At 57.6% G+C, this 23,691-nt stretch carries 23 protein-coding genes and 2 tRNA genes; 12 read left to right on the forward strand and 13 right to left on the reverse strand.

All coding sequences use genetic code 11. The features are described from left to right. Positions 1-5 precede the first annotated feature (5 nt). The 4 genes from pqiA to rmf all read left to right on the forward strand — a co-directional run bounded on the left by pqiA (position 6) and on the right by rmf (position 3,931). On the forward strand, positions 6-1,274 hold the full coding sequence (pqiA, locus tag C2E15_RS07795) for a membrane integrity-associated transporter subunit PqiA (protein ID WP_104956863.1): 1,269 nt from the start codon (positions 6-8) through the stop codon (positions 1,272-1,274). Further along, entirely contained in the window at positions 1,261-2,904 is a 1,644-nt protein-coding gene (gene pqiB, locus C2E15_RS07800) for an intermembrane transport protein PqiB (RefSeq protein ID WP_104956864.1), read from the forward strand. The genes pqiA and pqiB overlap by 14 nt, the downstream gene beginning before the upstream one ends. Further along, positions 2,901-3,482: a membrane integrity-associated transporter subunit PqiC gene (gene pqiC / locus C2E15_RS07805; protein WP_104956865.1), complete on the forward strand. Its 582-nt coding sequence runs from the start codon at positions 2,901-2,903 to the stop codon at positions 3,480-3,482. The genes pqiB and pqiC overlap by 4 nt, the downstream gene beginning before the upstream one ends. 266 nt (positions 3,483-3,748) lie before the next feature. Beyond that, positions 3,749-3,931 carry a ribosome modulation factor gene (gene rmf / locus C2E15_RS07810; protein WP_104956866.1) on the forward strand — a complete coding sequence of 61 codons (183 nt, stop codon included), beginning with the start codon at positions 3,749-3,751 and terminating at the stop codon, positions 3,929-3,931. A 59-nt stretch (positions 3,932-3,990) separates the two neighbouring features. On the opposite strand, the gene fabA is transcribed toward rmf, so the two are convergent. Both fabA and C2E15_RS07820 read right to left on the reverse strand, forming a co-directional pair. Further along, complete coding sequence (gene fabA / locus C2E15_RS07815; protein ID WP_104956867.1) at positions 3,991-4,509, reverse strand: bifunctional 3-hydroxydecanoyl-ACP dehydratase/trans-2-decenoyl-ACP isomerase; 519 nt, start codon at positions 4,507-4,509, stop codon at positions 3,991-3,993. 67 nt (positions 4,510-4,576) lie between these two features. Beyond that, positions 4,577-6,325 (reverse strand): AAA family ATPase, encoded by a 1,749-nt coding sequence (locus C2E15_RS07820; protein WP_104956868.1) that lies wholly within the window; start codon positions 6,323-6,325, stop codon positions 4,577-4,579. A gap of 190 nt (positions 6,326-6,515) precedes the next feature. Here C2E15_RS07820 and matP point away from each other — a divergent pair, with 190 nt between their 5' ends. Next, positions 6,516-6,977, forward strand: a complete 462-nt coding sequence (gene matP / locus C2E15_RS07825) for a macrodomain Ter protein MatP (RefSeq protein WP_104956869.1) — start codon at positions 6,516-6,518, stop codon at positions 6,975-6,977. 130 nt (positions 6,978-7,107) lie between these two features. Here matP and ompA read toward each other — a convergent pair whose 3' ends face one another. Then, the gene (gene ompA, locus C2E15_RS07830) at positions 7,108-8,181 is read right to left on the reverse strand and encodes a porin OmpA (protein WP_104956870.1); all 1,074 of its coding nucleotides are present in this window, start codon (positions 8,179-8,181) and stop codon (positions 7,108-7,110) included. Positions 8,182-8,532: 351 nt separating this feature from the next. Next, a complete protein-coding gene (gene sulA / locus C2E15_RS07835) occupies positions 8,533-9,042 on the reverse strand; it encodes an SOS-induced cell division inhibitor SulA (protein WP_104956871.1) in 510 nt (169 codons plus the stop codon). A gap of 210 nt (positions 9,043-9,252) precedes the next feature. Between sulA and C2E15_RS07840 the strand changes: the two genes are divergently transcribed. Next, a complete protein-coding gene (locus tag C2E15_RS07840; protein ID WP_104956872.1) occupies positions 9,253-9,870 on the forward strand; it encodes a TfoX/Sxy family DNA transformation protein in 618 nt (205 codons plus the stop codon). Here C2E15_RS07840 and yccS read toward each other — a convergent pair. Both yccS and C2E15_RS07850 read right to left on the reverse strand, forming a co-directional pair. Further along, complete coding sequence (gene yccS / locus C2E15_RS07845) at positions 9,867-12,011, reverse strand: YccS family putative transporter (RefSeq protein ID WP_104956873.1); 2,145 nt, start codon at positions 12,009-12,011, stop codon at positions 9,867-9,869. The genes C2E15_RS07840 and yccS overlap by 4 nt on opposite strands. A gap of 12 nt (positions 12,012-12,023) precedes the next feature. Continuing rightward, complete coding sequence (locus tag C2E15_RS07850) at positions 12,024-12,470, reverse strand: YccF domain-containing protein (protein WP_104956874.1); 447 nt, start codon at positions 12,468-12,470, stop codon at positions 12,024-12,026. Positions 12,471-12,604: 134 nt separating this feature from the next. Between C2E15_RS07850 and helD the strand changes: the two genes are divergently transcribed. Beyond that, the gene (helD, locus tag C2E15_RS07855; protein WP_104956875.1) at positions 12,605-14,659 is read left to right on the forward strand and encodes a DNA helicase IV; all 2,055 of its coding nucleotides are present in this window, start codon (positions 12,605-12,607) and stop codon (positions 14,657-14,659) included. Positions 14,660-14,677: 18 nt separating this feature from the next. On the opposite strand, the gene C2E15_RS07860 is transcribed toward helD, so the two are convergent. Continuing rightward, positions 14,678-15,136, reverse strand: coding sequence for a methylglyoxal synthase (locus C2E15_RS07860; RefSeq protein WP_104956876.1), 459 nt, complete (start codon positions 15,134-15,136; stop codon positions 14,678-14,680). A gap of 69 nt (positions 15,137-15,205) precedes the next feature. Continuing rightward, positions 15,206-15,856, reverse strand: a complete 651-nt coding sequence (locus C2E15_RS07865; RefSeq protein WP_104956877.1) for a DUF2057 family protein — start codon at positions 15,854-15,856, stop codon at positions 15,206-15,208. A gap of 189 nt (positions 15,857-16,045) precedes the next feature. Between C2E15_RS07865 and C2E15_RS07870 the strand changes: the two genes are divergently transcribed. After that, complete coding sequence (locus C2E15_RS07870) at positions 16,046-16,465, forward strand: CoA-binding protein (RefSeq protein ID WP_167391844.1); 420 nt, start codon at positions 16,046-16,048, stop codon at positions 16,463-16,465. An 83-nt stretch (positions 16,466-16,548) separates the two neighbouring features. Here C2E15_RS07870 and hspQ read toward each other — a convergent pair whose 3' ends face one another. Together hspQ and rlmI are read right to left on the reverse strand one after the other, a co-directional pair. Then, positions 16,549-16,866 (reverse strand): heat shock protein HspQ, encoded by a 318-nt coding sequence (gene hspQ / locus C2E15_RS07875; RefSeq protein WP_104956878.1) that lies wholly within the window; start codon positions 16,864-16,866, stop codon positions 16,549-16,551. A gap of 62 nt (positions 16,867-16,928) precedes the next feature. Beyond that, positions 16,929-18,119 carry a 23S rRNA (cytosine(1962)-C(5))-methyltransferase RlmI gene (gene rlmI, locus C2E15_RS07880; protein WP_104956879.1) on the reverse strand — a complete coding sequence of 397 codons (1,191 nt, stop codon included), beginning with the start codon at positions 18,117-18,119 and terminating at the stop codon, positions 16,929-16,931. 89 nt (positions 18,120-18,208) lie between these two features. On the opposite strand from rlmI, the gene yccX reads away from it, so the two are divergent. Further along, a complete protein-coding gene (gene yccX, locus C2E15_RS07885; protein ID WP_104956880.1) occupies positions 18,209-18,487 on the forward strand; it encodes an acylphosphatase in 279 nt (92 codons plus the stop codon). Positions 18,488-18,513: 26 nt separating this feature from the next. Here the strand turns inward: yccX and tusE are convergent, their stop codons facing one another. Beyond that, complete coding sequence (tusE, locus tag C2E15_RS07890) at positions 18,514-18,840, reverse strand: sulfurtransferase TusE (RefSeq protein WP_104956881.1); 327 nt, start codon at positions 18,838-18,840, stop codon at positions 18,514-18,516. A 107-nt stretch (positions 18,841-18,947) separates the two neighbouring features. Beyond that, positions 18,948-19,610, reverse strand: coding sequence for an FtsH protease modulator YccA (yccA, locus tag C2E15_RS07895; protein ID WP_104956882.1), 663 nt, complete (start codon positions 19,608-19,610; stop codon positions 18,948-18,950). A gap of 219 nt (positions 19,611-19,829) precedes the next feature. On the opposite strand from yccA, the gene C2E15_RS07900 reads away from it, so the two are divergent. The 3 genes from C2E15_RS07900 to agp all read left to right on the forward strand — a co-directional run bounded on the left by C2E15_RS07900 (position 19,830) and on the right by agp (position 22,200). Then, a tRNA-Ser gene (locus C2E15_RS07900) sits at positions 19,830-19,917 on the forward strand. 203 nt (positions 19,918-20,120) lie between these two features. Then, a tRNA-Ser gene (locus C2E15_RS07905) sits at positions 20,121-20,208 on the forward strand. 336 nt (positions 20,209-20,544) lie between these two features. Further along, entirely contained in the window at positions 20,545-22,200 is a 1,656-nt protein-coding gene (gene agp, locus C2E15_RS07910) for a bifunctional glucose-1-phosphatase/inositol phosphatase (RefSeq protein ID WP_104956883.1), read from the forward strand. Between the two features lie 96 nt (positions 22,201-22,296). Here agp and C2E15_RS07915 read toward each other — a convergent pair whose 3' ends face one another. Then, entirely contained in the window at positions 22,297-23,673 is a 1,377-nt protein-coding gene (locus tag C2E15_RS07915; protein WP_104956884.1) for an NAD-dependent succinate-semialdehyde dehydrogenase, read from the reverse strand. Positions 23,674-23,691 lie beyond the last annotated feature (18 nt).

Raw genomic sequence — 23,691 nt, forward strand, 5'->3', positions numbered from 1 at the left:
AGGGTATGTGTTCATCTGAACACCCGCAACACTGGATGCTTTGTCCGCAGTGCGATCTGATGACGCAGCTGCCGCCGCTGAATACCGGGCAAAAGGCGAACTGTCCGCGCTGCCATACGACGTTGACCGCTAACTGGAGCGAGCCGCGCAAGCGGCCCTCCGGCTATGCGCTGGCTGCGCTGTTTATGCTGTTGCTGGCTAACCTGTTTCCCTTCGTCAATATGCACGTTTCCGGCCTGAGCAGCGAAATCAGCCTGATGGCGATCCCCAGAGTGATGGTCTCTGAGGATTACGCCAGCCTCGCCACGCTGTTTCTGCTGTTTGTGCAGGCGGTGCCCGCCTTCTGCATGGTGGCGATCCTGCTGCTGGTGAATCCGCTGCCGTTGCCGCAGCCGCTGCGCGTGCTGATGGCGCGCGTCCTGTTCCAGCTGAGAAGCTGGGGCATGGCGGAAATTTTTCTCGCCGGCGTGCTGGTAAGCTTCGTCAAGCTAATGGCCTATGGCGATATCGGCATTGGCAGCAGCTTTTTGCCCTGGTGTCTCTTCTGCCTGCTGCAGCTGCGCGCCTTTCAGTGTGTCGATCGGCGCTGGCTCTGGCGGCAAATCGCGCCGGAGCCGGCGCTGCCGTCGCCGCCGCGCGCCGGCGTCAGTGGGCTGCGACAGGGGCTGCGATCCTGCCCGTGCTGCACCGCGGTGCTGCCGGTCGAACGCTATCGCTGTACGCGCTGCGGCACCGGCGCGCTGGCCCGCCGTCGCCACAGTCTGCAGTGGACAATGGCGCTGCTGCTTACCTCGTTTCTTATCTATATCCCCGCCAATATCATGCCGATTATGGTGACCGAGGCGCTGGGGGATAAGATGAGTTCCAACATTATGGCCGGGGTGATCCTGCTCTGGAGCGATGGCTCCTATCCGGTGGCGCTGGTGATCTTTATCGCCAGCATCATGGTGCCTTCGCTAAAAATGCTGGCGATCGGCTGGCTCTGCTGGGACGCACGCGGGCACGGCAGCCGCGATAGCGAAAAGATGCATGTGGTGTATGAGGTGGTGGAGTTTGTCGGCCGCTGGTCGATGATCGACGTTTTTGTGATTGCGGTACTTTCCGCGCTGGTGCGTATAGGACAGTTAATGAATATTTACCCGGCGGTAGGCGCGCTGCTGTTTGCAGCAGTGGTGATCCTGACGATGTTTGCCGCTATGACCTTCGATCCGCGCCTTACCTGGGATCGTGAACCAGAAAATAATCTGAAGGAGTCGAGCCTTGACGGAAAATAATCACGGCGTCGCGAAGGTGGAGCAGATCAAACGCTGGTCGCCGGTCTGGATCGTGCCTATCGTCACCGTCCTGATCGGTGCCTGGATCCTGTTTTATCATTTTAGCCATCAGGGCCCGGAAGTGACCCTGATCACGACCAATGCCGAAGGCATTGAGGGCGGCAAGACAGCGATCAAAAGCCGCAGCGTCGACGTCGGCGTGGTGGAAAGCGCGGTGCTGACCGATGATCTGCACCATGTGGAGATCAAGGCGCGCCTGAACGCCGGCATGGAAAAACTGCTGCACGGCGACAGCGTCTTCTGGGTGGTGAAACCGCAGGTCGGACGTGAAGGGATCACCGGCCTCGGCACGCTGCTCTCCGGCGCCTATATCGAACTGCAGCCGGGCAATAAAGGCGAAAAGCCGAACCACTATAAGCTGCTGGACGCGCCGCCGCTGGCGCCGCCGGACGCGAAAGGCATCCGCATCGTTCTCGACAGCATTAAAGCAGGTCAACTGAATCCCGGCGATCCGGTGCTGTTCCGCGGCTATCGCGTCGGTTCGGTGGAAACCAGCAGTTTCGACGCCGACAAACGCGCCATGCAGTATCAGCTCTTTGTCGCCGCGCCATACGATCGGCTGGTGACGTCGAACGTGCGTTTCTGGAAGGACAGCGGCATCGCCGTCGAGATGTCCGCCTCCGGCATGCGCGTCGAGATGGGATCGCTGACCACCCTGTTCAGCGGCGGCGTCAGCTTTGACGTGCCCGATGGCTGGGAGCTGGGCGTACCGGCGGAAAACAAGGCGGAGTATCATCTCTACGACGATCAGCGCAGCATTCAGGATTCGCTCTACAGCAAACATCTCGATTTCCTGATGTTCTTCAACGATTCGATTCGTGGCCTGCAGGCGGGCGCGCCGGTTGAATTCCGTGGCATTCGTCTCGGCACGGTGGCGGAAGTACCTTATACCGTTCCGGGCTGGAATCAGGCACTGAACAATGACTATCGCATTCCGGTGCTGGTGCGTATCGAGCCTGACCGCTTTATTAAACGTCTGGGCGCTGATTTCGATATTCGACAGCATCTGGAAGAAGGGAAACAACGTGGCCTGCGCGCCTCGCTGAAAACGGGCAACCTGCTGTCCGGCTCGCTCTATATCGATCTCGATTTCTACGACAAAACACCGCCGTATAAAGGACCGAACAAAGTGGCCGGGCTGGAGATCATTCCGACCGTCAGCGGCGGGCTGAGCCAGATCCAGCAGAAACTGATGGATGCGCTGGATAAGATCAACAATCTGCCGCTCAACCCGATGATCAATCAGGCTACCGGCACGCTGAAAGAGAGCCAGCGCACCCTGCGCGAGCTGCAAAAAACGCTGGATAACGTGAATAAAATCACCGCCAGCCCGTCGATGCAGCAATTGCCGCAGGATATGCAGCAGACGCTGCGCGAGCTAAACCGCAGCATGAAAGGGCTACAGCCTGGCTCGCCGGCCTATAACCAGCTGGTGGGGGATATGCAGCGGCTCGATCAGGTGCTGCGCGAACTGCAGCCGGTGCTGAAGACGCTCAATCAAAAGAGCAACGCACTGGTGTTTGAAGCCAAACCGGGCGAGGACCCGCAGCCGAAGAGGGCGAAACAATGATGAAATGGATGCCGCTGGCGATGGCTCTGGCGCTGAGCGCCTGTAGCAGCAGCACCAAAACCACCCTGTATCAGTTGCCGGCGGGAACGTCGGCGGCCACGCCGGTGACGCAGAGCGCGCTGCTGGCGGAAGCGCAGCTGCCGCTGTGGGTCGAACGGGTGGCGGTGCCAGATTATCTCGCCGGTAACGGCGTGGTTTATCAAACCAGCGATGTGAAATATGTTATTGCGGCGAATAACCTGTGGGCCAGCCCGCTCGATCAGCAGCTGCAGCAGACGCTGGTCACCAACCTTAGCAATGCGTTGCCTGGCCGGCTGGTTTCCGCCGCGCCGCTGGGCGAACAGCACGATACGCTGAACGTCAACGTCACCGGCTTTCATGGCCGCTACGACGGGCAGGTGGTGATCAGCGGCAGCTGGACGCTGGAGCATAACGGGCGCATTATGCGCCAGCCTTTTAACCTGACGCTGCCGCAGCAGGAAGATGGCTACGACGTGATGGTCAGAACGCTGGCGCAGGGATGGCAGCAGGAAGCGCAGCGGATGGCTATGGCTTTTTCTTCGCTTAAAAATAATTAATTATTCTTAACTATCAATTCCGGCCCGACGAGACGTTTCTGTATTGTCGGCCGGAATTTTTTTATTTGCGAATCAGCTCTTTGCCTGGACCCGCGCGCGACCCGACAAGAAAACCTCTAAAAATAGCCTATTCATATGACAATGGCGTGAAATTTGCGCATTGATCTTTCCTGCCGATGGAGGTAGAACTGCATTGTGGTTGCGCATTTTGTGACCACTGTTTTCTTTCCACCAGTTCCACCATACCTGAATGAGGGAAATGAGGCATGAAGAGACAGAAACGAGACCGCCTGGAACGGGCACACTCACGTGGTTATCAGGCAGGCATTACCGGGCGCTCAAAAGAAATGTGCCCTTATCAAATGATTGAGGCTCGGTCTCACTGGTTGGGAGGTTGGCGAAAAGCCATGGAGGACAGGTCGGTCAGCGTCGCTGCGGCGATGGCGTAAACGCCTGGTCAGAAAAAGGATTAACCTCCGCGGCAGCGGAGGTTTTTTATGGTGCGGTATCAGAATGCGGTGGTGTCTTTAAACAGGCCCACTTTCAGATCGCTGGCGGTATAGATGACATTGCCGTCAACCAACACTTCGCCATCCGCCACACCCATTACCAGCTTGCGGTTAATCACACGCTTGAAGTGGATGCGGTAGGTCACTTTCTTCGCGGTCGGCAGCACCTGACCGGTAAATTTCACTTCGCCCACGCCCAGCGCGCGGCCTTTGCCTTCTGCGCCCAGCCAGCCCAGGTAGAAGCCTACCAGCTGCCACATCGCATCCAGACCCAGACAGCCCGGCATCACCGGATCGCCAATAAAGTGGCAGGCGAAGAACCAGAGGTCAGGATTGATATCCAGCTCGGCTTCGACATAACCTTTATTAAAGTTACCGCCTTCTTCGCTCATTTTGACCACGCGGTCCATCATCAGCATATTGCCAGACGGCAGCGGCGGGCCTTCAGCGCCAAACAGTTCACCGCGACCAGAGGCAATGAGATCTTCTTTTGTATAGGATTCGCGTTTTTCTACCATGTTTCAATAAGCCTTTTTCTAGTGAATCACGAAGGTTAGCTAACAGGTGTAAGCTGAACAACTCCGATCAGCTGTGGTTAAACCAGTTTAGCCAACGCAGAGGCCAGGGGCGCTGACGCGCTTCCTGCTGATTAAATTCTGTGATGCGGTCCTGAATAGTTTGCAGCAGGCAGGGCGCATTCTCCTTTCGCCACGCCGCGCCGGTCAGCAGCGGCAGCGCCTCATCGACTTCGTTGACGGCCCAGATGTGGAACTGACCGTCGCGCACCGCGTCGATAATCTCCTGCTGCAGGCAGAGATGCCGCACGTTGGCTGCGGGAATGATGACGCCCTGCTGGCCGGTCAGGCCACGCTGCTGGCAAACCTCGAAGAACCCTTCGATTTTTTCATTCAGCCCGCCGACCGGCTGGACGCGGCCGAACTGATCGACCGACCCGGTTACCGCAATCTGCTGGTTAATGGGCTGTTCTGCCAGCGCGCTGATCAGGGCGCAGAGTTCCGCAAGCGAGGCGCTATCGCCGTCAACTTCTGAATAAGATTGCTCAAACACCAGCGAGGCGGAGAAGGGCAGCTGCTGATCGAGTTCCAGCTCGGCGATCAGAAACGCCTGCATGATCATCATGCCTTTGGCGTGAATATTGCCGCCTAATTCAGCCTTGCGCTCGACATCGTTAAATTCGCCGTCGCCGACATGCACCACGCAGCTGATGCGCGAAGGTTCGCCAAAGGCGCGCGGGTGGCCGGGAAACTCAATGACCGACAGCCCGTTGATCTGCCCGGTGACGGCGCCTTCGGTTTCAATCAGGATCTGATCGAGCAGGATTTCGTCGCGCATCTGCTCCGGCAGATAGCTTTCGCGCCAGTTGCGTGCGTCGAGCGCCGCCTGCAGCGCTTCCGCATCGAGCTTGTCGCCATACTGCGCCGCTTCGCGCAGCTGGCGGCCAAGCCAGGCAGGGCAGAGCGGCAGCGTCTCCTGATCTCCACTGTAGCGCACCGATTCGCGCAGCAGCAGCGGCCAGAAATCGGGCTCAATGGCCGGCAGCGCAGCCTGATGCCCCAGCGCCGTAACCCAGCGGCACCACAGCGCCATATCTTCCTGATCTTCTACCCGCAGGCTTTCTTCATATTCGCTGTAAATCGCCAGCGAGGCCAGCTCCGGCTCCATTTCCTGAAAATCGGCCATCGCTTCGCGATCGCCGCAAAGCACCAGTTTCAGCGCCAGGGGTATGGAGGGGATGGCGACCGGCAGCGGGCGCGTTTCATCAGGCGACAGCCAGTCGAAACGACGCTGCGTCACAATCTGCTTCAGACGGAGCCACATCAGCGGCTGCGCCAGCAAAGCACGCAGCGACAGCAGAAGAACGCCGCCGTTAGCGCGGTGGATCAGACCGGGCTGCAGGCTGATGCGCTGACCAAACAGTCGTACGCAGCCAAACAGCTGTTCTGGTTCAATCCAGTCGGCAAACTGCGCTTCGCCGCGGCTGGCGAACGGTTCATCCGCCGTTTGCGCAGGCTGCCAGCGGATCTGATCGTCATTAATCAGATAGTTACCGCCGTAAAGTGCTTTCTTCTTCCCGCCGTTATGCTGTAATGTCTGCGCCAGCAAGGCGAGGTTCTCACTGTTTTCAGCGCAGCGGATTAGCATCAGCGGAAAAGGCGCGCTGCTGCGCTGCAGCAGACTGGCCGCATCAAACAGGCGAGGCTGAATCTCAGACAGAATATCGCTGTCGTCATCGCTATAATCGCGGGAGAAAAGGGGCTGGAAGCTCTCGGCATCAGGCTGTAGCGCCTGCCATGCAAGTCGGTTGCTGGTCAAAGTAATCGCATTTGTCTTGTATTAATGAAAAGCGCGATTATACAGCTTTTCAGGCTGTTACGCACGGCAGAGATCTTACCGATTCTGGCGGCAGGCCTCGCCCTGCGAGGCTGGCGTTGCGCCTTTCTCTGCCGCAAGTAAGAAAAAAACTGTTATTCTTAGTTTGTTACCTGCTCATGATGAGATTCCGATGAAATATCAGCAGCTGGAAAACCTTGAAAGCGGATGGAAATGGAAATACCTGGTGAAGAAACACCGGGAGGGTGAGCCGATCACCCGCTACGTTGAAATCAGCGCCGCCCAGGAGGCCGTGAAGGCGTTGCTGGCCATGGAAAACCATCCAATCGACGTGCTGAAGTGGATTGAGCAACATATCAATCCGGCGCTGGAAAATCGTATGAAGCAGACGATCCGCGCCCGGCGCAAACGTCATTTCAACGCTGAGCATCAGCATACGCGCAAGAAGTCTATCGATCTGGAGTACCTGGTGTGGCAAAGGCTGGCGGGACTGGCGCAGCGCCGCAGCAGCACGCTTTCTGAAACCATCGTGCAGCTTATTGAGGATGCTGAGCGTAAAGAAAAATACGCCAGCCAGATGTCTACATTACGACAGGATCTGCAGGCAATTCTGGGAAAGGATGACGTCAGTTAAGTCATCTATTGCCGTTCAGCTTACCGGGAAAGGATGATGTCAGTTAAGTCATCGGCTGCCGTCCAGCTCACTGCTCCTGTTTTTCGCCCATAAAAAAACCCCGCCGGAGCGGGGTTTTTTAACGTATTACTTAAGCCTGCGGCTGAGTAACAACGTCTTTCAGACCTTTAACTTCGATTTCTACGCGACGGTCCGGACCCAGGCAGTCGATCAGGGCGTTACGGCCTTTCACGCTGTCACAGGTGTTGCCGGTAACCGGGTTAGATTCACCCATGCCACGTGCAGAGATCTTGTCAGACGGGATACCTTTAGAAACCAGGTAGTCAACCACGGACTGAGCGCGTTTTTCAGACAGTTTCTGGTTGTACTGGTCTGAACCGATACGGTCAGTGTAGCCCAGAACAACAACAGAACCGTCTTTCGGATCCATGGAGCTCAGCTGAGAGTACAGCTGATCCAGCGCCTGCTGGCCTTCGCCTTTCAGGGTCGCTTTGTTGAAGTTGAACAGCACGTCTGATTTCAGAGTGAAGTGCTTGGTTTCAACAACCGGAGCCGGGGCCGGAGCCGGAGCAACAACCGGTGCAGCTGCGTCATCCTGACCGAAACGGTAGGAGAGACCCAGGCTCAGCATGGCGTTGTCAGGACGCGCGCCAACGGTGCTTGCGTCGCCGATGTTGTTAACCCACTGGTAGTCCAGGCGAGTCGCCCAGTTTTTGTTCAGTGCGTATTCAACACCTACAGCAGCCAGCGGAGAAACGCCGGTGTCGTGGTCGCTGATGCGGTTGCCGGTAGCGACGTTCTGCTGAGTAGAGTCAGCACGCCATACCATGCCACCCAGACGGGTGTACACATCCAGGTCATCCATGATCGGGTAGCTCAGTTTAGCTGCCAGCTGGATGCCCTGTGCTTTGAAAGCGCCGTTTACTACGTCGCCTTTGTTAGGCATACGGCCGAGCCAGTCGTAACCCAGCTCGAAGCCCAGATAAGGATTAGCCTGATAACCAACGAACGCACCAGCGCCCAGCTGGCTTTCGTGAGTCGGGCCATCATTATTTACGTAGTTGTTACCGTAGTAACCAGTATCGTGATACTGAGACCAGCCCAGTTTAGCACCGGTGTACCAGGTGTCATCTTTCGGAGCGGCCTGCGCTACGGTAGCGAAGCCAGCCAGTGCCACTGCAATTGCGATAGCTGTCTTTTTCATTTTTTGCGCCTCGTTATCATCCAAATAGGCAAGGAGCTTAAAGCTAAGCTCTTGGTTGTAATCCTTCGCCGGGTCCTTTTGCTCGATTATTACTCTACCGGAAAACGGAGGTTATTGAGCACCCTGGCGAGATAAAGTCTACAACGTGGCGAGAAACTTACAAGTAAGATGTGAGGCCGGTCTGCAAAAAAAGGATGTTTCATACACAAATTTTAACATTCAGCGCACTTTTTAGCGCTGAAAAAAGCCTTATCTGACGCGGCAAAAGCGAGGCTCAGCCGCGTGAGAGTAGAATCAGCGGGTTATCAGAGGAAACAGACTATTTTTAGCTGAGATTTATCTTATATTTACTTAATGATACAAAGTTGAGTGAATTTTCAGCCGGTTTTTTTGTCCGTCAAATGACGACGCACCGGATTGGGGCCGCATAATCAGTCCAAGCGCCTGTCCAACCGAGGCCGCTTCTTCGAGCTGGCGACGCTCATTTTCGTTAATATCCTTCGCAAACCACCCCAGCACCACGCTGTAATTTCCCGTCTGCAACGCTTTTACCATCGCCTCTACCGTACTGAAGCGCTGATGATAGGGCATGTGCATCATCTTATTCAGCGGCAAACCCGAAGCTTTCAGCCACTGACGGCTGATCTTTTGCGGCGGCGTCAGCCAAAGCTGCCAGCGCGCCTGCGTGCCGAGCTGTTGCAGCAGTGGCAGCAGCAGCATTTGCGTCAGGCCGGGTTGCGCTTCGCTGTAGCTTAATTCGCTAATCCAGCCGGTCGTCAGCGTTGAAGAGGAGAGGGCAACGCGAGAGTGGCCGACCAGAACAGAAGAGGCAAAAGAGGACTTCAGTAAATGAGTACGCATGATTATCAGCTCATGTGGTTACTGTATGGATATACAGTAATGCGATGACGGGTTAAGATCAACCTCATTTTTTGAAAACGTCTCGCACTTTTAATATGTAAATGCGTGCAAGCTGATTTAGTAATTGAACCGTTAATCAGAATTGCCTATGTTTTTAGCTGATGAAAAACAGGGGGTTAGTCACAGTTTCTTAAGGAAAAGGAGCAGCATATGAATTCGCATCAACGGATTGCCCAGTCAAAAGCGCAGCTGGCTTCATTAGGGAAGATCACCGTTCGTTCGCAGTTTGGTGGCTACAGTCTGGCGGTGGAGAAAATTGTTTTCGCGCTGATTGCCGACGGCGAACTCTATCTGCGCGCCAGCGAAAACCTCAGCCGTTATCTCGATAAACAGTCGCTGGCGCCGCTGGTCATCAATAAAAGAGGGCTGCCGGTGACGCTGCGCTACTATCGCATTGATGAGGCGCTGTGGCGCGATCGGCCGCTGCTGATTGCGCTGTCGAAATCCGCGCTGGCGCTGGCGCGGCGGCAGAAAAGCGAGCAGCAGGCTAAAGCGCGCGTTAAAGATTTGCCGAATATGGGGGTGCGCATGGAGATGCTGCTGCGTGAAATCGGCATCGATAGCGTCCACGCCCTGCGCGAGGCGGGCGCTAAAGATTGCTGGCTGCGCCTGCGCGCCCTCAATCAGCATCTGGGGCTAAATTGCCTGCTCGCTCTGCAGGGCGCCATATCCGGAAAACATCAGGCGGCGCTGCCTGCAGAGGTAACAGAAGAGCTGCGTTACTGGTTTTATTCCACGCTAAACGCCGATAAGGCGCGCCGCGGTTAACCTTCCGGGGCTGCCAGCTGTTTTTTTAGCTGGGCGATTTCCGGAAGCAGGGCGATCAGCAGGCCTATCTGTTGCAATACCAGCTGTCCTTTTGAGTCCGCCTCGCTCTCCAGCAGGCCGATACGCGCCGAAAGGTCGCTTAAAATCTGCTGCGCCTGCTGCTCGCTGACGATATTGACCTGCAGCACGTCATCCACGTAGCAGACCGCATCATCCAGCAGCTGCAAGAGTGCTGGCTGCGTGATTTTTTCGCGGTGTGCGCCAAGCGCGGAGATATAGCTTAGGAACGAGTGATTCAGGCAGAGCAGGCGAAAAGCCGCCTCGCGCTGCAGCGGGTCGGGGCGCAGTTCGGTAGAGAGATTAGAGACCACCGAAGCCAGCTCGGCATCGCCGTTGTGCGCGTCGCGGCGGGCGATGCGGTAGGCAAGGCGGTTATCTTTGCCCTGATGATACTGTTCGAGGATCGCATCCAGATAGCGACAGTTGGCGGTTAAGGTCTTTTCCGCCACCGCTGGCAGCCGACGGAAGCGCCAGTCCGGCCAGATAAAGCTGACCGCCAGCCACGCGAGGCCGCAGCCCAGCAGCGTATCGACAATGCGCGGCACCGCGACGTCGAAACCTTCTCCCAGCAGGTTAAAACAGAGCAGTACCAGCAGCGTGATAAACATAGTCGCATGCGCGTACTGCACCTGACGAAAGGCGAAAAACAGCACGCCCGTTAGTACAATCAGCAGCAGCTGGCCATCAACCGAGGGCACCAGCCACAACACCGGCAGGCCGATGGCGATACCCGCCAGGGTACCGATGATGCGCAGCGCCAGCCGACGGCGGGTGGCGTTATAACCGGGCTGGCAAACGAACAGGCCGGTCAGCAGGATCCAGTAGCCGCGTTGCAGGCCGGTAAGCTGGATAAACGCGTAGCCGACGCACAGCAGCAGCGACATGCGCACCGCGTGACGGAACAGCGGCGATTCCGGCGTCAGATGGCGGCTGATGCGCAGGCGGATATCGCTCCAGCCGGTGAGCCCTTCACTGGAGAGATGCGTATCGCTACCGCCGTGGTGCGCCTGCTCCAGCGCCTGTTCCGATTCGATGGTCGCCAGCTGGGCATCGATCGCTTTCAGGTTGCTGAGCAAATAGCGCAGCGCTTTTTGCCGCGCCTTGTCCTGTGCGGTGTCCGGCAGCCGCTCCAGCGCCGCCTGCAGATGGCTGAACGCCAGTTCAAAGCGGGTATCGTGCTGATAGCTCTGCCGCAGCAAAATCGCATCGGACAGCTGGCGACAGGCCAGCGCCTGCATGGTCAGCAGCCGCTGGAAGCGAAACAGAATCTCGCTGTAGCGCCACTCCTGACGCAGCGCGTGATACTGCACATGCGAAGAGCTGGCGCGCTCATGGATATCCTGCGCGACAAAATAGTAGTGCAGCGTGCGGCGTGTGCCGCGCTGCCCCCGATCGCCGCGCAGACGGCTCTGGATCGAGGTTTTAGTCTCGTTAAGCACCGCCACCAGCTTGCTGTTGGCCATCGCCACTTCCACCAGGCCGCGATCGTCATTTTCCGCCACATCCGGATCGAACAGATTGGCCTTGGCTTCGAGGTAATGTGCCAGCTGGCTGTAGCTGCGCGCCAGGTTCTCCTGCAGGGGGCGGATAGGAAACAGCAAATGTCCCGTCAGCGTCAGCAAGTTATACCAGACGGCGCCCAACAGCAGCAGCGCCGGCTGCAGATACCACTGCGGAAACAGGCTGACGCCCAGCATGGTATAGATGGCGATAAGCAGCGCGCCGAAGGCGATAGTGGCGTAGCGTTGTCCCAGCGCGCCCAGCAGAATAAAGCCCCAGGCGGAGATCGCCAGCCCAATGATAAACAGCCAGGGATGAGGGAAAAGCAGCTCTACCGAGACCGAAGCGATACAGAAGCAGAGCAGGGTAATCAGCAGATTGCGCAGACGACCGGCAAAGCGGTCGTCAAGGTCAGCCAGCGCGGCGGCGACCACGCCGAGCGTCAGCGGCAGCGTCCAGACAATTTGCTGGATCCACCAGGGAAAGGCAGCGGCACCCGCCAGCGCAAGAAAAATCCGGGTTAAATATAACCCGGTACTGTTGGCGGTATAGCGACGCAAACCTGCGGTCAGCGCTATCATAGCGTTGTCACCTTACTGATAACGGCGGCGCGCATTAGCTTCACGCGCGGCGCGCGCTTCTTCGGTGGAGACCACGCGGCGTCCCACCGGCCAGAGCGCGATCGCCGCCAGCTTGAAATTAGCGATGCCGACCGGGATGCCGATAATAGAGATGCACTGCGCGATCCCGATCATGATATGGGAAATGCAGATCCACCAGCCGAAGAAGATAAACCACAAAATGTTAAGCAGCGTGCCGCCGGTGTTCAGCAGCGCGTTGCGTTGATCGGGGCGTAGCTCATCAACATGTACCGCTTCATTGCCATAGGGCACCAGAGAGAGTTTAGTAATTTCCCAGCAGGAGCGCGTTAGCGGCAGGGTAAAGATCAACACGATGCTGACCAGGGTGGCGAACAGCCAGCTCAGGGTGGTAAAGAAACCGCCCAGCACAAAATTAAGGATATTCAAAACGGTACGCATTACGGTTTCCTGTAGAAAACGGCATGAATCAAAGATAACAGCGTTTGATTGTAACCTGTTTTAACGGTGGAGCGGTAAACTGCAGACCGGTAGACTAGCCACCAACAGAATCCGCCTAACTTTGGTTATCACGCATGGAATTAAAAGCAACCTCGCTTGGCAAACATCTGGCGCAGCATCCCTATAATCGGGTGCGGCTGCTCAGCGCCGGAGTGGAAGTCAGCGGTGAAAAACATGAGTACCTGATCCCGTTTAATCAGCTGCTGGAGGTGAAATGCAAACGCGGGGTGATCTGGGGCGAGCTGGAGTTCACGCTGCCGGATGAAAAGGTGGTGCGGCTGCACGGCACCGAGTGGCAGGAGACGCAGCGTTTTTACCACTACCTGACGCATGCATGGCAGCAGTGGAGCGCCGAGATGAGCGTTATCAGCGCCGGGGTGCTAACCGCAACAATCGCTGAGCTGCAGCAAATCGAAGCGCAGGATAGCTGGCTGAAGCGAAGCGAGCTGGCGCAGATGCAGGCGAAAATAGAAGAGGCATTTAGCGCGCTGCCGATGCCGGTCGCCCGCCTCGACAGTTTTGACAACTGCCGCGAGCCTGGCCTGCAGTGTCAGCAGTGGCTGCGCAGCGGCGAAGCGATGCTGGCCCGGCGCAACGCTGCCTGGACCGAACGCATGCTGGAGCAGCATGCGGATTTTTTCGCGACGGTAGAGTCGACGCCGCTCAATGCCTCGCAGGCGCGCGCGGTGGTCAACGGCGAAGATGCGCTGCTGGTGCTGGCGGGCGCCGGCAGCGGCAAAACCTCGGTGCTGGTGGCGCGCGCGGGCTGGCTGCTGCAGCGTCGACAGGCGCAGCCGCAGCAGATTTTATTGCTGGCGTTTGGCCGCGAGGCGGCGGAAGAGATGAACCAGCGTATCAGCGCGCGTTTGCCGCATGAGCCTGTTGAGGCGCGCACCTTTCATTCGCTGGCGTTGCACATCATTCGCGAAGGCAGCAAGAAACAACCGGTCATCTCGCGGCTGGAAAGCGACGACGAAGCGCGGCGTCAGCTGCTGATTGAGACCTGGCGCCAGCAGTGTGCGGAGAAAAAAGCTCACGCCAGCGGCTGGCGCCAGTGGCTGACGGAAGAGCTGGAATGGACAGTGCCGGAAGGCGATTTCTGGCAGGACGAAAGGCTGACCCAGCGGCTCGCCAGCCGGCTGGAGCGCTGGCTTGGACTGATGCGCATGCATGGTGGCGCCCAGGCGGCGATGATCGCCGATGCACCTGAAGCGGTGCGCGACAGCTTCGCCAGGCGCATAAAGCTGATGGCGCCACTGCTGAAGGCCTGGAAAAGCGCGCTGAAAGACGAGGGCGCCGTGGATTTTCCGGGCCTGATGCATCAGGCGATCAATCTGCTGGAGAAAGGCCGCTTTATCAGCCCGTGGAAGCATATTCTGGTGGATGAATTTCAGGATATTTCACCGCAAAGGGCGGCGCTGTTGGCCGCGCTGCGCAAGCAAAACCGGCAGACCAGCCTGTTTGCCGTTGGCGACGATTGTCAGGCGATTTACCGCTTCAGTGGCGCGGAAATGAGCCTGACTACCGCGTTCCATCACTATTTCGGCGCCGGCGATCGCTGCGTGCTGGAGACCACCTATCGTTTTAACGATCGCATCGGCGACATCGCTACGCGCTTCGTGCAGGAAAATCCGCATCAGCTGGTAAAACCGCTTAACAGCGTGAGCAAAGGCACTAAAAAGGCGATCTCGCTGCTGCCTGACGATAAGCTGGAGGCGCTGCTGGATAAAATCAGCGGCTATGCCGCGCCAGAGGAGCGTGTGCTGCTGCTGGGGCGTTATCATCATCTGCGACCCGCTTTGCTAAGCAAAGCCAAAACGCGCTGGCCGAAGCTGTTGCTCGATTTTATGACCATTCACGCCAGTAAAGGGCAGCAGGCGGATTACGTGATTCTGCTTGGTCTGCAGGCAGGCAGTGACGGCTTTCCCGCCGCCGCGCGTGAAACGGTGCTGGAAGAGGGGCTGTTGCCTCAGCCGGAAGATTTTCCCGATGCGGAAGAGCGCCGGCTGGCCTATGTCGCGCTGACGCGGGCGAAACAGCAGGTATGGCTGCTCTATAACCGGCAGCAGCCATCGGTATTTGTCGAGGTGTTTAAACGCCTGGGCGTGCCGCTATTGCGTAAGCCATAGACCCGCCGATACGGCGGGTTATTTCAGGCGCGCGCGCAGGTAATTTTGATAATCGGGGATCTGAATCGCCACCGCCTGGCTAAACAGCGGCGAGTTAATTAAAAAATCGGCGGTGGAGCGGTTAGTGGCGGTGGGAATATTCCATACCGTCGCCAGGCGCAGCAGCGCTTTGACGTCAGGGTCGTGCGGCACGGCATTCAACGGATCCCAGAAAAAAATCAGCAGGTCGATTTTTCCTTCAGCAATCAGGGCGCCCACCTGCTGGTCGCCGCCCATCGGGCCACTGAGCATGGCGTTCACCTCAAGGCCGGTTTCGCGCTGGATCAGGTTGCCGGTGGTGCCGGTCGCGTAGAGCGTATGCGCACCCAGCAGCGCGGTATGCTGGCTGACCCATTCGAGCAGAGAGGATTTACAGTGATCGTGCGCCACCAGGGCAATTTTTTTCGCTTCGGCAAGGGTACGGCTGGTCTGCTCCATTCAGGCATCCTGTTGAGATAAGGTAAAAAAGGAAACAGAACCGAGTTTACCCCTGCCGTACGCTAAACATCAACTTGCCCGTAGCGCCTTCATCCAGATCACCAGGCGCTGGCGCGTGGCGCTGTCGACCTGATGAAACCACAGCTGTAAAAGCTGTTCGGCAGGGAGGTTAGCGCCGACCACATCAACCGGGAACTTCTCCTGTCTGACGCTTAACGGCGGCTGCTGCGCGAAACGCGGTACCGAAGCGATCTGGCCGTTGCGGTTATAGGCCATCAACGCTTTTTCCAGGTCGGTTTGTTCTCCGTTGCGCAAGGGGAGGCGATCGCGGCGGCTTGATACCGTCTCGCCTTTTTCATCCACCAGGATAAAGGCGCTGTTTTTATCAAACAGGCGGCGGTCGTGCAGGGTATCAAGCTGCGGCAGGCGAACGGAGATCGATTTCGCTTTAGCGATAAAGGTCACAATCAGCGGATCGGAGATATAGCTGCGGCGTGCGCCGTTGTGGGTCGGACCCAGATTTTTTTCAACGCGGAATAGCAACTGATGCTCGCCATTGTCCAGTTCCAGTCCTTCGGCGCCCTTAAGCAGTGAGCCTGAAATTTTGCGTCCGTCCAGCACCAGCAAATCGATATCGGGATCGAGCCTGAGCGTAGTCGCGTAACAGGATGTTGCGAACAGCAACGCAAGCAAACCTGAGCAGATCAAACGCAGCTTCATTATTTCTCCAAAAGGCGCACGGGAAACCCGGCAGTGAATGTATCAAATTCTTACATTATGGCAGCGTGTTAACATTTTAACATATTATTTTGTGCCCTGAATCGCTAAATGCGCTCATCCGTACCGCCTGTTCATTGACGCAGCAGAATTCGCCTAGAATGGGAGAACGAATCACCTCAGGAGATGCTGATGAACGACCAAATGATAGCCGATGTACTGACTTCAACCCGTACCATTGCGCTGGTGGGAGCCAGCGACCAGCCGCACCGCCCCAGCTACGGCGTGATGGCCTGGCTGCTGCAGCAGGGATATAAGGTTATCCCGGTAAATCCGGGTCTGGCGGGACAGACGCTGCTGGGGCAGAAAGTCTATGCCGCGCTGGCGGATATCCCGGAACCGGTGGATATGGTGGATGTGTTCCGTCATTCGGAGGCGGCCTGGGGCGTGGCGCAGGAAGCGATTAGCATCGGCGCGAAAACGTTGTGGCTGCAGCAGGGCGTGATCAATGAGCAGGCGGCAACGCTGGCGGCGGATGCCGGGCTGAACGTGGTGATGGATCGCTGTCCAAAGATTGAGATCCCGCGGCTGGGATTACTGAAGCACAAATAAGCAGAGAAAAAGGCCTGACGAGCATCGCCAAATCAGGCCTGCCTGACCTGCTTCGACGCTGCCCGACATAACCTCGGCAGATGTTAGTGACGCAAACGCGGCGCCATAAGCTGCTGACGCACCGACTCCGCCAGTTCATCCAGCGAAGGCTGTTCGGGATGAAGGATTTGCGGTTCGCCCGAGAGCTGGGCTTCGGCAAGATAAGCATGGATCGGCTCGCCGTCGTCATCTTCGGTGACCACGTGATACCAGGGCGCAGCAAGCAGCGCGTCGTTGGCGTCAACATCCTCCACGCCAGGATCGTCTAACGAGTACTCGGGATCGACATCAACCACCACTCCCAGAAAGCCCAGCATCTTGTGACGCACCTGCTGACCAATTCCAAATTTACTGGCAATCATCAATACCTCCTGTCAAACATTGCCTTTACTGCCAATATGGCGGCAAAGGCATCGTTTTCAAGTTACAGCACGCGACAGGCGACGCCTTTCAGGTAAAGCCCTTCAGGATAGCTGGCGATCACCGGGTGATCGGCCGCCTGGCGGAACTGCTCTATAAATTGTACATCACGGCGGGCATCTACGGCGGCGTCAGCGATGATTTTCTGGAATAAATCGGTGGGCATCAGGCCGGAGCAGGAGAAAGTCAGCAGCATACCGCCCGGGGTGAGCAGCTGCATCGCCAGCATATTGATATCTTTATAGCCGCGGCAGGCGCCCGCCAGCTGATTTTTATTTTCCACGAACTTCGGCGGGTCCATCACGATAAGATCGAACTTTTCGCCGCTGTCGCGATAGCTGCGCAGCAGTTTGAACACGTCTTCGCGCAGGAACTGCGCTTTGCTGAGGTCCAGACCATTCAGTTCGACGTTCTGCTTCGCGACATCCAGCGCGGCCTGAGAGGTATCGACGCTGATCGCTTCGCGGCAGCCGCCCATCAGTGCGGAAACCGCAAAGCCGCCGGTATAGGAGAAGCAGTTCAGCACGCGTTTGTCCTGCGCATAGCGGCGCGTGGCGAAACGGCTGTCGCGTTGATCCAGATAGTAACCGGTCTTATGGCCGGTACGGATATCCACCAGCAGTTTCATGCCGTGTTCGGTAATCGGCAGCAGATCGGGCGGCAGCTCGCCGCTTACCGGACCCTGCGTCAGCGCCAGCCCCTCTTTTTTACGTACCGATACGTCGGAACGATCGTAAATGCTGCACTCGGGATAGCACTGCTGCAGCGCAGAGACGATCGCCGGACGCTGGTATTCCGCGCCGGCGGAAAGTAGCTGCAGTACCAGAAAGGTGCCGAAACGATCGACGGTAACGCCCGGCATGCCGTCCGATTCGCCGGCGATCAGGCGATAGCTGTCGAGGCCGTCGCGCGCCGCCAGCCAGTCGCGCAGCTGCTGCGCGCTCTGCAGACGACGAACAAAAAAGGCGATATCGACGGATTCATCCTGCTGCCAGCTCCAGACGCGCGCGCGGATCTGCGAATCGGGAGAAAAAGCGGCGCGGGCCAGCCATTTGCCCTGGCTGTCGCAGACGTCAATGGTTTCGCCACGCTGGGCTTTGCCTTCCATCCGGGCGACGGCGCCGGAAAAGACCCAGGGGTGACGACGGAGCAGGGACTTTTCACGGCCCTTCGCGAGAATCAATCGAACAGTCATATTTTGCTATGCTTACCAACGGAAAATGAGGCGACATTGTCCGGTGGATACCGGAAAAATGCAATCAACCTACATCGCAGGAGGGCGCAATGACGCAGCAGTGCATAAAAGCCTGGGTTCACGGCCGGGTGCAGGGGGTGGGGTTTCGCTACAGCACCCAGGCGCAGGCGCAGCAGCTGGGATTAACCGGCTACGCGCGCAATCTGGACGACGGCAGCGTAGAGGTGCTGGCCTGCGGCGATAGCGCGCAGCTGGAGCAGCTGCTGACGTGGTTAAAAGCGGGTGGGCCGCGTAGCGCGCGCGTCGATCGCGTTCTGACTGAACCGCATCAGCCTGCAGAAACGCCGCAGCGCTTCACCACCGGCTAAACGAGTAAAGAAGGGCGCCTGTTTCGTTACAGGCACTTCACCGGTTTCGGCAGGCCTGCGATTTTGGTCGCCTGCTTTGCCGGGCCGTCAGGGAAGAGACGAAACAGATAGCGGCTGTTGCCTTTCTCCTCGCCGAACTTCTGCGCCATCGCTTTCACCAACATGCGCACGGCGGGCGAGGTGTTGAATTCCAGATAGAACGCCCGAACAAAATGCACCACTTCCCAGTGCGCATCGCTCATCTCAATCGACTCTTCCGCGGCGATTTGCAGCGCCAGCGCCTCGCTCCAGTCGGCCGGATCCAACAGATAACCCTGCGCATCGCGCGCGATTTCTTTGCCTTCGAACAGCACGGTATGACCTCAATAATGGAAACTGTGCCTATCTTAGCAAAATTGCCGCCGACGAAAAAACAAAGCCCCGCAGAGCGGGGCTGGATAAGGCGGGCAGCGTGGCTGGCTTAGTCGTTGCGCGACGAGAAGCCGAGGATGCTGAGCAAGCTGATAAAGATGTTATACAGCGAAACATAGAGGCTGATGGTGGCGCGAATATAATTGGTTTCGCCGCCGTGAATGATATTGCTGGTTTCCCACAAAATAGCGCCGGTGGAGAAAAGAATGAACAACGCGCTGATTGCCAGCTGCAAGGCCGGCAGCTGCAGGAACAGGTTAGCGATCACCGCCACCAGCAGCACCACAAAGCCCGCCATCATCATACCGCCGAGGAATGACATATCGCGGCGGGTGGTCAGCACATAGGCCGAACAGCAGAAAAAGACCAGCGCGGTGCCGCCGAGCGCCAGCGCGATAGCGTCGCCCATGCCGGCGGAGAGAAACGAATTCAGGATCGGCCCCAGGCTATAGCCGAGGAAGCCGGTAAAGGCGAAGGCGGCCAGAATGCCGGTCGGGCTGTTCGCCAGGCGATAGGTCAGAAACATCAGGCCATAAAAACCGACCAGCATCAGGATCAGGCCCGGCGCGGGCAGGTTCAGTAGCGTGCTGGCGGTCGCCGTCGCGGCAGAGAAGGCCAGCGTCAGCCCCAGCAGAAAATAGGTATTACGTAAAACTTTATGGGTGCTGAGCAGCGAAGTGCCGGCACCAGAGCGGGAAACGATACGATCCATAATGCACCTCATACAGGGGTCACAATCTTAGCGCAGAGCATACGAAGCGGGGGAAAAAGGGAAAAGGCGTTTTACCCTTCTTTACGCGTGAAGCCGCTGATTTTGTGAGCCGACTGGCGATAATGGCAGCAAAAAAACCGCCGTTGGCTGTTTTTCAGGCGAACGGTCAGCTTTGCTATTTACATTACCCTGAGGGGTGTTTATAGTTCGGCTCATTGCGGAGGGGTGGCCGAGCGGCTTAAGGCAGCGGTCTTGAAAACCGCCGATGGGAAACCATCCGAGAGTTCGAATCTCTCCTCCTCCGCCATCGAATTTATGACGGGCCAGCAGCGATGCTGGCCCGTTTTCGTTTTGCCGTCAAGTCCCGCTGCTGCGGTTTTCACCGCTGCGCTGCGAAAATAATCAGTCAGACATTTTTTGTTTTAAAGGGACTTGCACAAGCAGAATCAAGCCGTTAGACTGCGTCGCACAATATGACACGTCAGCAATCGCGGTTGCAGATGGTCTTGCGGAGGGGTGGCCGAGTGGCTTAAGGCAGCGGTCTTGAAAACCGCCGATGGGAAACCATCCGAGAGTTCGAATCTCTCCTCCTCCGCCACATTTCAGAGCCAGCACAGACGTGCTGGCTTTTTTGTTGCCCGCTTTCGGCGCTGGTGGGTGCGTCTCCTTTTCCCGAGCGCGCTTTTCCCCGTCGCCGCCATCCGCTTTTCCCCCGCTGGCGCCGTTGGTAAAAAAGGTGCGCAAGTCCGAAAAACATCCCGTTGCTTTTCAATTGGCTGGCGTAACTCAACCGCGGTGTCGCGCGTCTGCTATAGTCCTGATACGATATAAGGCCTGTATTCGCGGCCCAGGCGGCGCGTCATACCTGATATCGGCTCTCACACCTCCGGTCAGGAGTCAGCAAGTCATCATCGGATCGAATGGAACAGTAACAATGATCAAAAAACTCAGTCTTTGCGCATTGTCGGTTATTGCGGCGTTACCCTTAGGATTTTCCGCTCAGGCCGCTGATGGCGATCTGCAACTCCAGCAGGTACTTATGTTAAGCCGCCATAACCTGCGCGCGCCGCTGGCGGATAATGGCAGCGTACTGGCGCAGGCCACCAAAAAGTCCTGGCCGCAGTGGGAAGTGCCGGGCGGCGAGTTAACCACCAAGGGCGGCGTGCTGGAAGTCTATATGGGGCGCTATACCCGCGCGTGGCTGGCGCAGCAGGGGCTGATTAAAGCCGACGCCTGTCCGCAAACAAACGAGGTTTTCGCTTATGCGAACAGCCTGCAGCGCACCGTCGCCACCGCCCAATATTTTGTCACCGGCGCCTTCCCGGGCTGCGATGTTGCGGTGACCCACCAGGATGAGATGGGCACCATGGATCCGGTATTTAACCCGGCCATCACTAACGACAGCGACGAGTTTAATAAGAAGGCGCTGGCGGCGATGAATGCGCAAGGGGAGAAGCTCAGCCTGAAGCCCGCCTTCCAGCAGCTGGAAAAAATCATCGATTACAAAAACTCGCCGGCCTGCGACGGAAAAAAACAGTGTACGCTTAGCAGCGATAACCAGAATAAATTCAGTGCGGAAAACGGCAAAGAGCCGAATGTCACGGGTCCGTTGAAGGTGGGCAACTCGCTGGTGGATGCCTTTACCCTGCAATATTATCAGGGCTTCCCGCTGGATCAGATCGCCTGGGGACAGATTAAAACCCCTGAGCAGTGGCAGGCACTTTCCGCGATTAAAAACGGCTATCAGGATGCGCTGTTCTCCTCACCGGAGATTGCGCGCGAGGTCGCTTCGCCGCTGATTGACTATATCCGCAGCCAGCTGGTTGATCAGGATAAAGCCGCTGCGCCGAAGGTAATGCTGATGGTTGGGCACGATTCCAATATCGCCTCGCTGCTGGCGGCGCTGGATGTGAAGCCTTATACGCTGCCGGGCCAGTATGAGAAAACGCCGATTGGCGGCCAGGTGGTGTTTGAACGCTGGCACGATGCGAAGGCGGATAAGGATCTGGTCAAAATCGAATATGTTTATCAGACGGCCGATCAGCTGCGCGACAGCGAAGTGTTGAGCCTGAAAAATCCGCCACAGCGCGTGACGCTGCAGCTTAACGGCTGCGAGACGGACGCCAATGGCTTCTGTTCATGGCAGCAGTTCAGCGGCGTGCTGAACGCGGCGCTGCAGGGCACCGCGTTGCAGCCGGCGGCGGAAAAGCCGGCGGCCAATGACGCTGCAGCGACGCAGCAAGATGCGGCGGCGGATAAAGCCGCTGCCGAGACCGCAGCGCAGCAGAAAGCGGCCGCTGACAAAGCGGCTGCCGATAACGCAGCGAAAGAGAAAGCGGCAGCGGATAAGAAAGCCGCTGATAAAGCAGCGGCGGCAGAGAAGGCTGCTAAAGAAAAGGCGGCGGCAGATAAGGCGGCGGCAGATAAAGCGGCGGCCGCAGAGAAAGCCGCTAAAGAGAAAGCCGCGGCAGAGAAGGCTGCAGCGGAGAAAGCGGCGCCGGCCAGCCAGCCGAAACCGCAGACTGCGCCGAACGCTGATGCGGATAAAGCCCCGCAGTCGCCGGCAAAAGAGACCACGCCTGCGGCATAATCCGCTGAGCGCAGTAAAAAAGGGAGCCGATGGCTCCCTTTTTTTACGCTTGCCGTCCGTCAGGCTGCAGCCATCAAACGGCCCATTCGCCTGTGGCTACTGGCCTGATACCACGACCAGCTTCTGGTTAACAAACTCTTTGATGCCGAGATCGGACAGCTCACGTCCGTAACCGGAACGCTTGATACCGCCAAACGGCAGCTCCGCGGCGGTATCGCTGGCAGAGTTGATAAATACCATGCCCGTTTCAATGCGCGAGGCGAGACGTTTGCCGCGGGCGATATCACCGGTAAACACCGCGCCGCCCAGCCCGTAGTGGGAATCGTTCGCCAGTTTTACCACCTCATCATCGTTTTCCACCACGTAAACCTGCGCCACCGGGCCGAAAAACTCTTCGAAGTAAGCCGGATTGTCGCGGGTAATATTGGTTAAAATCGTCGGCTGATAAAAACAGCCCGGACCGTCAATCGCGGTGCCACCGTAGTGTAGCGTCGCACCCTGTTTAACCGCATTTTCCACCTGTTCCGCTAACGTGTCGCGCGCGCTGGCGGAAGAGAGCGGACCGAGCGTGGTGCTTTCATCCAGCTGATCGCCGATTTTCATCGCCTTAAAGGCGTCGGTGAATTTCGCCAGGAAACGATCGTAAACGCTGCGCTGCACGATAAAGCGTTTCGCCGCGGTGCAGACCTGCCCGGCGTTGCTCAGGCGCGCCTGGGTACCCTGTTTGACCGCCTCATCAAGATCGCAGTCATCCAGCACCACAAAGACATCGTTGCCGCCCAGCTCAAGCGTGGTTTTCTTCAGGTATTTGCCCGCCTGCTGCGCCACGGCGCTGCCAGCGCGCTCGGATCCGGTCAGCGCGGCGCCCTGCACGCGATCGTCGGCGATCAGTTCAGCCACCTTATCGCTGGAGATAAACAGGTTGGTCCATGCCCCTTCAGGCGCGCCCGCTTCGCGTACCAACTCTTCAAACAGGCTGGCGCAGTGCGGCACGATGGCGGCATGCTTCGCCAGCACCGGATTCCCCGCCGCCAGGTTAGGGGCGAGAACACGCATCAGCTGATAATAAGGGAAGTTCCACGGCTCGACGGCGACCAGCACGCCCAACGCATGGTATTCGACCCAGGCTTCGCCCAGCTCGGTAGGATAGGGGACCGGCTGCAGGAACTTTTCCGCATGCTCGGCATAATAGCGCGCGATCTGCGCGCAGATCGCCACTTCGCCGCGGCTCTGCTTCAGCAATTTACCCATTTCAACGCTGGCGACTTTCGCTAACTCCTCCGCCCGGCTGTCGATCAGATCCGCCAGTTTATGCAGTACCTGAATGCGCGGCTGAATCGGGCCTCTTGACCAGTCGGACCGCCAGAGCTGCCACGCTTTTTCCAGCGCCGATTCGACATAGTCGTCGCTGTGCGCAGGCCAGGTTTTGATCACCTCATTGGTGGCGGGGTTTACAGATTGATAGGTAGACATGGAGGCTCCTTTTCACTG

This window comes from Mixta gaviniae, assembly GCF_002953195.1.
In the GTDB taxonomy this organism is placed as follows: domain Bacteria; phylum Pseudomonadota; class Gammaproteobacteria; order Enterobacterales; family Enterobacteriaceae; genus Mixta; species Mixta gaviniae.

Bases quoted from the DNA above. Each gene is read 5' to 3' on its own strand.
- pqiA (WP_104956863.1), top strand. From the start codon at position 6: ATGTGTTCATCTGAACACCCGCAACACTGGATGCTTTGTCCGCAGTGC.
- pqiC (WP_104956865.1), top strand. From the start codon at position 2,901: ATGATGAAATGGATGCCGCTGGCGATGGCTCTGGCGCTGAGCGCCTGT.
- rmf (WP_104956866.1), top strand. From the start codon at position 3,749: ATGAAGAGACAGAAACGAGACCGCCTGGAACGGGCACACTCACGTGGT.
- fabA (WP_104956867.1), bottom strand. From the start codon at position 4,509: ATGGTAGAAAAACGCGAATCCTATACAAAAGAAGATCTCATTGCCTCT.
- matP (WP_104956869.1), top strand. From the start codon at position 6,516: ATGAAATATCAGCAGCTGGAAAACCTTGAAAGCGGATGGAAATGGAAA.
- ompA (WP_104956870.1), bottom strand. From the start codon at position 8,181: ATGAAAAAGACAGCTATCGCAATTGCAGTGGCACTGGCTGGCTTCGCT.
- sulA (WP_104956871.1), bottom strand. From the start codon at position 9,042: ATGCGTACTCATTTACTGAAGTCCTCTTTTGCCTCTTCTGTTCTGGTC.
- C2E15_RS07840 (WP_104956872.1), top strand. From the start codon at position 9,253: ATGAATTCGCATCAACGGATTGCCCAGTCAAAAGCGCAGCTGGCTTCA.
- yccS (WP_104956873.1), bottom strand. From the start codon at position 12,011: ATGATAGCGCTGACCGCAGGTTTGCGTCGCTATACCGCCAACAGTACC.
- C2E15_RS07850 (WP_104956874.1), bottom strand. From the start codon at position 12,470: ATGCGTACCGTTTTGAATATCCTTAATTTTGTGCTGGGCGGTTTCTTT.
- helD (WP_104956875.1), top strand. From the start codon at position 12,605: ATGGAATTAAAAGCAACCTCGCTTGGCAAACATCTGGCGCAGCATCCC.
- C2E15_RS07860 (WP_104956876.1), bottom strand. From the start codon at position 15,136: ATGGAGCAGACCAGCCGTACCCTTGCCGAAGCGAAAAAAATTGCCCTG.
- C2E15_RS07865 (WP_104956877.1), bottom strand. From the start codon at position 15,856: ATGAAGCTGCGTTTGATCTGCTCAGGTTTGCTTGCGTTGCTGTTCGCA.
- C2E15_RS07870 (WP_167391844.1), top strand. From the start codon at position 16,046: ATGAACGACCAAATGATAGCCGATGTACTGACTTCAACCCGTACCATT.
- hspQ (WP_104956878.1), bottom strand. From the start codon at position 16,866: ATGATTGCCAGTAAATTTGGAATTGGTCAGCAGGTGCGTCACAAGATG.
- rlmI (WP_104956879.1), bottom strand. From the start codon at position 18,119: ATGACTGTTCGATTGATTCTCGCGAAGGGCCGTGAAAAGTCCCTGCTC.
- yccX (WP_104956880.1), top strand. From the start codon at position 18,209: ATGACGCAGCAGTGCATAAAAGCCTGGGTTCACGGCCGGGTGCAGGGG.
- yccA (WP_104956882.1), bottom strand. From the start codon at position 19,610: ATGGATCGTATCGTTTCCCGCTCTGGTGCCGGCACTTCGCTGCTCAGC.
- agp (WP_104956883.1), top strand. From the start codon at position 20,545: ATGATCAAAAAACTCAGTCTTTGCGCATTGTCGGTTATTGCGGCGTTA.
- C2E15_RS07915 (WP_104956884.1), bottom strand. From the start codon at position 23,673: ATGTCTACCTATCAATCTGTAAACCCCGCCACCAATGAGGTGATCAAA.